This window comes from Amycolatopsis sp. SID8362 (assembly GCF_010550475.1).
In the GTDB taxonomy this organism is placed as follows: domain Bacteria; phylum Actinomycetota; class Actinomycetes; order Mycobacteriales; family Pseudonocardiaceae; genus Amycolatopsis; species Amycolatopsis eburnea.
On record NZ_JAAGNB010000997.1, the window covers coordinates 1 to 628 of the forward strand.

1 pseudogene is annotated in these 628 nt (G+C 77.2%); it reads left to right on the top strand.

Annotation, left to right across the window (positions count from 1 at the left end):
* Window positions 1-628: pseudogene (locus tag G3I65_RS31015) on the top strand (LuxR family transcriptional regulator); the annotation flags it as partial.

Below are 628 nucleotides of genomic sequence, written 5' to 3' on the forward strand. Positions count from 1 at the left end.
CACCCTGGGCACGCTGGCCGACTCCGCGGGCGACGCGGCCGAGGCCCGCGAGCGGCTGCGGCAGGCCGAACGCAAGGCGCGGGACGCCGGGGCGCTCAACACCGAGATCCGCGCGACCTACTTCCTGGCGCTGAGCCACGACGACCAGGGCGAGTTCGCCGAAGCGCTGGCCCACGCGGCCCGCGGCGTCGCCCGGGCCGAGGAGGCCGGGCTGAGCTGGAGCGTCTACGGGCTGGAGCTGCGGGCGCGGCAGCTGATGCTGCGCTACCTGATGGGCGACTGGCCGGACGAGAGCGCCGGCCGGGCCGGGCGGGGGGTGTCCAGCGCGGTCGCCGCGCGGATCCTCGCCATCTGGTCGCTGTTCCTCGTCGCCCGCGGCCGGTTCGACGAAGCCGCGAAGCTCGTCGCCGGGCAGCGGCAGCACTGGACGGCGGACATGCAGATCCCGCTGGCGGTGGGCGGCGCCGGGATCGAGTTGGCGTACTGGCGGGGCGAGCACGCCGAGGCGGTGCGCCGCGCCGAAGACCTCATCGGCTGGCTCGAGCGGATCGAACCCGGGCTGCTGGCCGGCATCCGGGTCGCCGCGCTCGGCGTCTCCGCGGCGGCCGCGCTGGCCGCCTCGGCCCGG